The following is a 7,163-nucleotide window of genomic DNA, read 5'->3' as shown; positions in this document are numbered from 1 at the left end:
ACCTTCCAATACCCCTTTTAGATCTTCTTGGGGAGTTTTTTTTTAAGGTCTGCAACAGACTGATCACTGCGCTGAAGTACCAAGCGTTGGTGGTCGTCGATGATCCATTCCACCACTTCTCCTTGTTGAAACTCAATTGCCTGAGCCACAGCCGCAGGAAAATTGACATACCATTGTTCACTTTTGGCTCTGTTGATTCGCTGTATTTTTGTAGGATACCCCATATCTAGTCTATTAACTAGATAAAATACATCAAAAAAAAGGCCATAACTTCAGATTATGACACTTTTATTTTCAATATCTAGTAAATAGCCAAACGAAAGGGGCCGGGAATTAATCCCGGCCTTTCTTTATTGCAGGTCAAATTGCCGTTGAGGAACTTTCACAATGAAGTTTTCCGGTTCGGTCTCAAAATTGACTAGTTGCCCATCCACTTCCCTTCTCAGAATTGCCCGAAAAGAATCATGGACAGCCCTTCTTTTTAAATCCATCCATCGCTGTCCCCGAAACAGCAAGGATTTTCGGCGCTCTCCCAAAACCCTTTCCAACAAATCACCAGCTTCATTCAATCCTTCAAAATCACGGTAGCGATTGACCAATAGGTCTTCCAGATATGCTATGGCCAAATCACTATTTCCCATTCTTTCATTTGTCTCTGCTAAAATCAGGTAAATTTCATCCAGGGCTATTCCGGTGAAAATATCCTGTCGGCCCGTGTAGTTTCCCTTGAATGATGTAGTCCCAAAGTTGTTTTCAAATAGCAGTTGCCCTCTCAGGTCATTTTCAGCATAGCTTCTGACCAAAACTGAATCCACAAAGGCAACATTATTTCTCGATACTGTGCTCTGTGCAGCCATATTGGTAAACAATACGGTCTCCGAATTAAAGAGTGGAATCGGAAATGTGGCTGCCAAGTCCAACTCATTGTAATCCAGGAATTCAAAATTCCCTTCCAATACTTTTACAGCATGGGTATTTGCTTCCTGGTATTTTCCCAAATACAGGTTAATTCTGGAAAGCAAGGCATGGGCAGCATATCGACTGGGCTGGGTGGGATAGCTAGGGGACTCTGAAAGGTGGGGAAGCGCTTCGTTCAGATCATTCAGGATCAATTCAAATACAACCTGGGAATCTTCCATGTCCTTTTGCTGTCCAAATTCCGCCGTCGTTCTGAATGGAATTCTGATCTCTTCTGAATCGCCTGCCTGGTTGGGAATGGGTAGAAACAAAACCGCCAGTTCAAAATATCCCTGAGCTCTCCAAAACAAGGCTCTTGCTTTTAGGTTTGCCTCCCAGTTTTCCTCCCAATCTGTTCCCGAAGCGATTCGGTCCAAGATGACATTAGCGGAGAAAATCTTGCGGTACATCAGCGAAAAGTCCAACGTGGATTCATTGGGCAGATAAGGATCATTGGACCATTTGTAAGCATTCTGCTGCCAAGGGTTGAAATTGTTCCAACTCGTATTGGCCACCCAATAGTCATCGGCAAACATGAAGCTGAGGACAGGAGTAGTGTTTATGCGGTCATAGTTGTCGATAATCGCTTCAAATTCATCAATCCTCTCGGGTACAAGGATGGATTTGTTGGGTTTTTCGTCCAGAAAACCCTCGCAGCCCACTGTGAACAGCAAGCCGATATATAGTATTGATTTTAATTGCTTCTTCATGATGTTTTGGTTAAAAAGGGTGGCAGTATTCCTGCCGGGAAATCCCATTTTGATAGGAGGAACAAGAGAGTGGAACTTCCTTTTACCCTGGTGATTAATTAGAAATTGATTCGTAATCCGAGTGCCATACTTCGCAAGGGAGCTGAAGTTTGGAAATCCGGGTCGAGTTTGTCCTTGCTTGCTTTCCAAATAATTCCCAGATTATTGGCATAGCCATAGAGTTCCATACTTTCGAAAGGAAGCCAGGGACTTTCCGCACGGGTAAAATTGTATGCTAAACGGATATCCTGAAGACGGATATGGTCCCCACGCTCTACTAGAATTGCCGAATTGGTATAAAAGAGATTTCGGAGCACATTGGCATTGGGAGGGAGTGAAGGTACCTGAGTCTGAATTTCATCCCCCGGCTGTTGCCACCGGTTTTCATAATCCCCATGTCCGATCTGGCCTCTGAGCAAACTGAAATAATCAACGGACCTTCTGCGGTAATAATAGCCAAAGCGGTAGGATACATTGACAGACAGGCTTAAACCCCGCCAAGTGAAGGTATTTCTGATCGCACCAAAATCTGTGGGTCTGGCCGAACCGTGAAATATTAAACTTTCGGGTGTCGCTGTGCTGACAATGGACAGGTAGTTTTCGGAAGGTTCCCCGTCCAAAACTCCAATAGGATCTCCGGTGTCCGGATTTAATCCTCCCCAATCATAGGAGTACACTGAAAAAAGCGGATTGCCCTCGACGGGAATGGGTGTAGCTTGATAAAAGGAATTCAGCAAGCCCCCAGCAGTCTGCGTTACATCGATTCGAGTCACCTGATCCTTGACCTTGGAATAAAACAGGTCTGTTTTCCAGCCCAGAGATCCGTTTAGCCAATTGGCTCCCAAAATCAGGTCCAGCCCATCAGTCCGTGTTTCGGCATAGTTTCCGGTAATACTGAAAAAACCGCTTGCGGGATCTACTTCGTATTCCCCGATCAGATCGGTTCCCCGTTTTCGGTAGATTTCCAGACTTCCCGAATATTTTCCAGAGGCCGACTCGAAATCAAAACCGGTATTCCATATCCCTACCCGTTCCCAGCGCAAGTCGGGATTCGGTGGATTGTTGATCTGTGCCCCGGGAATATTGGGCAAAAATCGGCTGGACGGTTGATTGAAATAGGAGGCTGTCATCCTTCCTGAAAGACTTTTGTCCAGATTTCCGCTATAGCCATAACTGGCCTTCCACTTCACATAGGCACCGGCAAGAAATGACATAAACAATTCCTCACTCAGCGTCCAGCCCAATCCTGTGGACCAGAGCGGAACTCCCCGCTGATTGGCGTTTACCCCAAAAAAATTGGATTGATCCTTTCGGATACTAAGAGTCAAATCCAGTTTATTTCTATAGGTGTATCCCGCATTGGAATAATAGGATATAAACCGGTCGGTCAATCCCGAATGCGAAGTTCCCGGATCGATGGTTTGCTGGCTTGCAGGATTAAAATAAGCAGGAAATCGGGTAAGGTAGTCCACCACCGCACTGGTACCCAATGCATCATTGTACCCATAGTATCGGGTAGCATTGGATTCTGACTTGAGGTCTCTCACTTCAGTTCCGGCAAGTATACTCAACCGATGAATTCCTTTCCAGTTTTTCTGATAGCGCAGCATTCCGCGCAGTGTGTGTGAATAGGCATATGATTCTGAAAAATCCAGAATATCCCCATTGGGAATCGCCCGTTGAAGTCCTCCGTTTTCATCCACTTGAGTGTACCTGTTGACTAGGTTCCTCACAAAATATGACTGGGCGGGGTTTCGCTCCCGATTTCGGTTTCTGTTGGTCCAATACTGATAGGAAATGTCGGCAGTCAAGCCCTCAATAACTTTTAGATTTAGACCTGTTTGGAATCTGCCGTCCAGTCGCTCATTGGTATAATCCAACATCCCGATTTCATTTAATGGGATGTTAAACCAATCGAGCAAACCTGCTTCTCCTTCCACCGACTCCACGTAGCGGCGAGATAAGTTCGTGAAGATCGGCAAGGGATTGCCGGCTTCATCCGCAAGACTGGCATAGGGACTGTTCTGCGGAACCTGTGTGCGGGTTTTGGATTGCGCCTTAGACAGGTAGGCGCCTACATTCCAGGACAGACGATTTTCAATCAGGTCCCAACTGTTCTTCGCCTGGATCGTCCATCGATCATCGTCATTTCCCACGACGGATTGAAGATTTTTGTCAAACCCAATTGCAAACTGATAGGTAGAGGATTCTCCTCCTCCGGCTACGGAAAGGGAATGCTGCTGATTTACCCGGGGGCGATAAAAATAATTTTGTAGGTCTGTTCTCAGGTCAGCATTTTTAAATCCCTCCAACCGGCTATTGGCTTCGGCTGCTGTAATCATCCCGTCCCGCAGGCTAATCAGCGTTTCTACGGCGGGGGAAAGTGCGGCACGGTTGGGGTTCAACTCACTGCCCCGATAAAAATTGCTTTCAAAGAGCTGCCTTTCTATGTCCACGAAATCCCCCATGTTCATCTGGGGTACATAGAATAAATCCGGAGACTGGACCAGATTGACATTGGAATTTAAACTCACCCGCGGAGCTGTGGACTTTCTTCCTGAGCGGGTGTTAATCACGATCACCCCGTTTCCCGCGCGGGCTCCCCAGATGGAGGCTGCCGCAGCAACCTTGAGTACGGAAATCGATTCCACATCGTTGGGATTGATGCTTTCCAAGGGACCGTCGTAGGGGAAATTATCCACAATAATCAGGGGTTCGGTATTGGCAAAGAGGGTGGAGCGCCCCCGGATGGATAGCTGATTGTTTCCCACACTGGGTCCCCTGTTGAAGATCAAACCCGGTGTGACATCCTCCAGTCGGTCGATCAGATTGGTACTTACCCTTCTGCTGACCAATTTCTGATCCAGGGAAACAAAGGAACCGGTGACCCGCTCAGCAGGTAAATCCTGATATCCGGTGGACATGACCGTGACCTCCTGCAAACTCCGCTGATCGGATTCCAATGAAATCAGCAGATCTTTATCATAGGGCATGCTGATTTCCATTTCGTAGGGCTTCATTCCCAAATAGGTGACTTTTAAGCGGTAATCCCCCGCAGGAGCTTCCAGTGCAAAATTTCCTTCTTCATCGGCAATGGCGATATGACGATCCGTATCCAGGGTGATCAGAGCCCCGGGAAGTGGGGTCCCATCTTCCGAGGAGGTAATTTTTCCCTGTAAAAGGCTGCTGCTTTGAGCCCAGAGCATCCCGCTCCAGACTGTTAGCCATGCGAATAATAGTAATTTTTTGTTCATGTTATTTTGGGTTGGTTTCTAATTGATTGGCACTATTTCCCGTCATTTCCTCAATCTTGCGGATGAGCTCGGCGGGACTGTATTGAGTTTGGGTGCTCTGCTCAATGGTGAATTCGGGACCTAAAAGAATTTTTTGGGGAAAAGCCGAGATCTTATAATAGGAAAGAATACCCTGGCCCGAATCTTCATGCAACTGCAGCATATCGGGATGGGAATAGGTATCCGAAAGGGCATTTTCCTTCCAGGAATTAGGGGACCGGTCTGCATTGATCGCGATAAACTGCACGTCCGACCTGTGTCTGAAATGCTCAAAGACCGGTTTGAGGGTGCGCTGATAGTACTTCATGCAGAATTTGCATCCGCTAATCCAAAAGGTCAGAACGAGGGATTTTCCCCGAAACGCTTCGAGGGAAACAGGCTCACCTTCCAATCCTAAAAGCTCACCGCTATAGAAAGGGCTCCCTTTGGCATTTTTGGAATCCAAGTCCCCGATCAAATCGGCAATCCAGGGGCTTTCGATATTTTCCCTGACTCTGCGGACCAGAGAATCTCTCCCCCTTTCCAATCGCTTATAGTTGTCGAGTAAATAGATTCCGAGAATCCGCTCCCGCAATACGGAACTCAAATCGGCCGTTCCTTCCAAAAGGCTTTGGTCCCGGACTTGGGTCCTGAGCAGGATCAGCTCATTCAGCCCGGTCAACAATACCGGGTCGATCCACTGGGAATCGGGAAGAGGAATAGCTGAGATCCAGCTTTCAAACTTTTCCCGGTATTCGGATTGGCTTAAGCTTTCCCTGCCCAAATTCATCTTGGGAAGAGTTCGTAGCAAAATCTCTCCCCAGGCTTTTTGCTCCAACTGGTATTTTTCGACTGAACTGAGATCATTGCCCAAGCCCGCTATCCACTTGAAAGCAGGATCTGAAGATGGGGATTGCCTCAGAAGCGAGTCCAGTAAGTCATCAGGGGGACTGGAAGGCAGCAGAAACTGCATCGGAGGGAATACCGCATTCGGCAAGGCGAGGGACGTCTGATAGAGCGAATCAGTCAGTGAATCGGAGAGTATGCGGTCAGGGTCTGTGGTTACCATCAGGGGATGGGCCTGAAACTGTTGCTCCTCTGCCATCCGGGTAAGGGCATATTGCGCTTGGAAAAAGGGGGCAGAAGGTCCCATAAAAAGCATTCTTCCCTTTTCCAGATCTACACGAATGCGGATTTGGGTTCCGGGATTCAAGGTCCAATAGCGAAAGAGGTAATTCCTCTTGTTTCTCAGGCTGAATGAGATGGGAGAGGAGAAGGCGGGAAAAACAACAGAATATCGTTTGAATCCGGCATTGCCTTCAAAGAAGTTTCCCTGGGTAGGGGTGAGGGGAAGCGTAATTCCGGGGGTCAATGCCCGCTGTTCTTTGAGGAATTCCGGCCAATAGCTTAGCCAGAGGGTGTCTGGGGCATGGTCGCTGGGCAGTTCTATAAAAACAACGGAAGAATCACCCGGCAGGGCGGGAGTGCTGTACTCCTCCCGCCCGGGGTGATTAGCCGCTCCTGGGTAAGCGGCTTCTTCTGCCCGCTCCGGGGCAAGGGGATGATTTTGGGAAGAATCAAAACTTTTCAAGTCCGATTCATGATCACCAGCGTGGTACTCCATTTGGTCAGAGAAGACCGTGACCGGGGCGGTTTGGGGGAGACCCTCCCCCTCCCCTGCACCCGAATCAAGGTAGCTATCAACTAAACCATAATCTTTAAGTTGGGAAATATCGGGACGGGAATCCCCGCCCCGAGGGAGATCGGATTTCTTGGGAAAATCCGCCTCCGGTGACCAAGCAACTTGGCTCGATGATTTGGGTACTACTCCTAACAGGAGGAATGTACACACTATGAGATGCCCCAATTGGAGTTTTGTTTTACTTAGAGAAATACACTCCCTTTGGTCGTGAAATACCCGCCTATCGGTGTGAGATATGCTCCTCGTTCCTCGGAGCGAGATAAGCCATCCACCTACATGGAAGTATTGCATACTTATTGGATGGAGCTGACTTCTAATTGATTTTTTAGCTTTCCGGAAAAGGCATAGCAGTTCCAGGAAGCATGATTGTATAAAATTTTTCATGCGTTTTAGGGTTGTGATTGATTGAGATAGAGGAGGAAATACGCTTCGCGAAATACACCTTCGGTGAAATACGCCATGGGCGAAATACAGGCCTATCGG

General features: G+C 47.7%; 4 protein-coding genes. All 4 read right to left on the bottom strand.

Going from position 1 to position 7,163, the window contains the following annotated elements:
• Window positions 1-17 precede the first annotated feature (17 nt).
• On the bottom strand, window positions 18-224 hold the full coding sequence (locus tag BLQ57_RS20380) for a hypothetical protein (RefSeq protein ID WP_087941509.1): 207 nt from the start codon (window positions 222-224) through the stop codon (window positions 18-20).
• A 126-nt stretch (window positions 225-350) separates the two neighbouring features.
• Entirely contained in the window at window positions 351-1,667 is a 1,317-nt protein-coding gene (locus BLQ57_RS20375) for a RagB/SusD family nutrient uptake outer membrane protein (RefSeq protein ID WP_169712812.1), read from the bottom strand.
• A 98-nt stretch (window positions 1,668-1,765) separates the two neighbouring features.
• On the bottom strand, window positions 1,766-4,960 hold the full coding sequence (locus tag BLQ57_RS20370) for a SusC/RagA family TonB-linked outer membrane protein (protein WP_087941389.1): 3,195 nt from the start codon (window positions 4,958-4,960) through the stop codon (window positions 1,766-1,768).
• Between the two features lies 1 nt (window position 4,961).
• The gene (locus BLQ57_RS20365; protein WP_087941388.1) at window positions 4,962-6,845 is read right to left on the bottom strand and encodes a TlpA family protein disulfide reductase; all 1,884 of its coding nucleotides are present in this window, start codon (window positions 6,843-6,845) and stop codon (window positions 4,962-4,964) included.
• Window positions 6,846-7,163 lie beyond the last annotated feature (318 nt).

Source organism: Algoriphagus faecimaris, assembly GCF_900101705.1.
Taxonomy (GTDB): Bacteria; Bacteroidota; Bacteroidia; order Cytophagales; family Cyclobacteriaceae; genus Algoriphagus; species Algoriphagus faecimaris.
The sequence above is the reverse complement of the archived record's forward strand: the minus strand, read 5'-3'. Positions and strand labels throughout refer to the sequence as shown.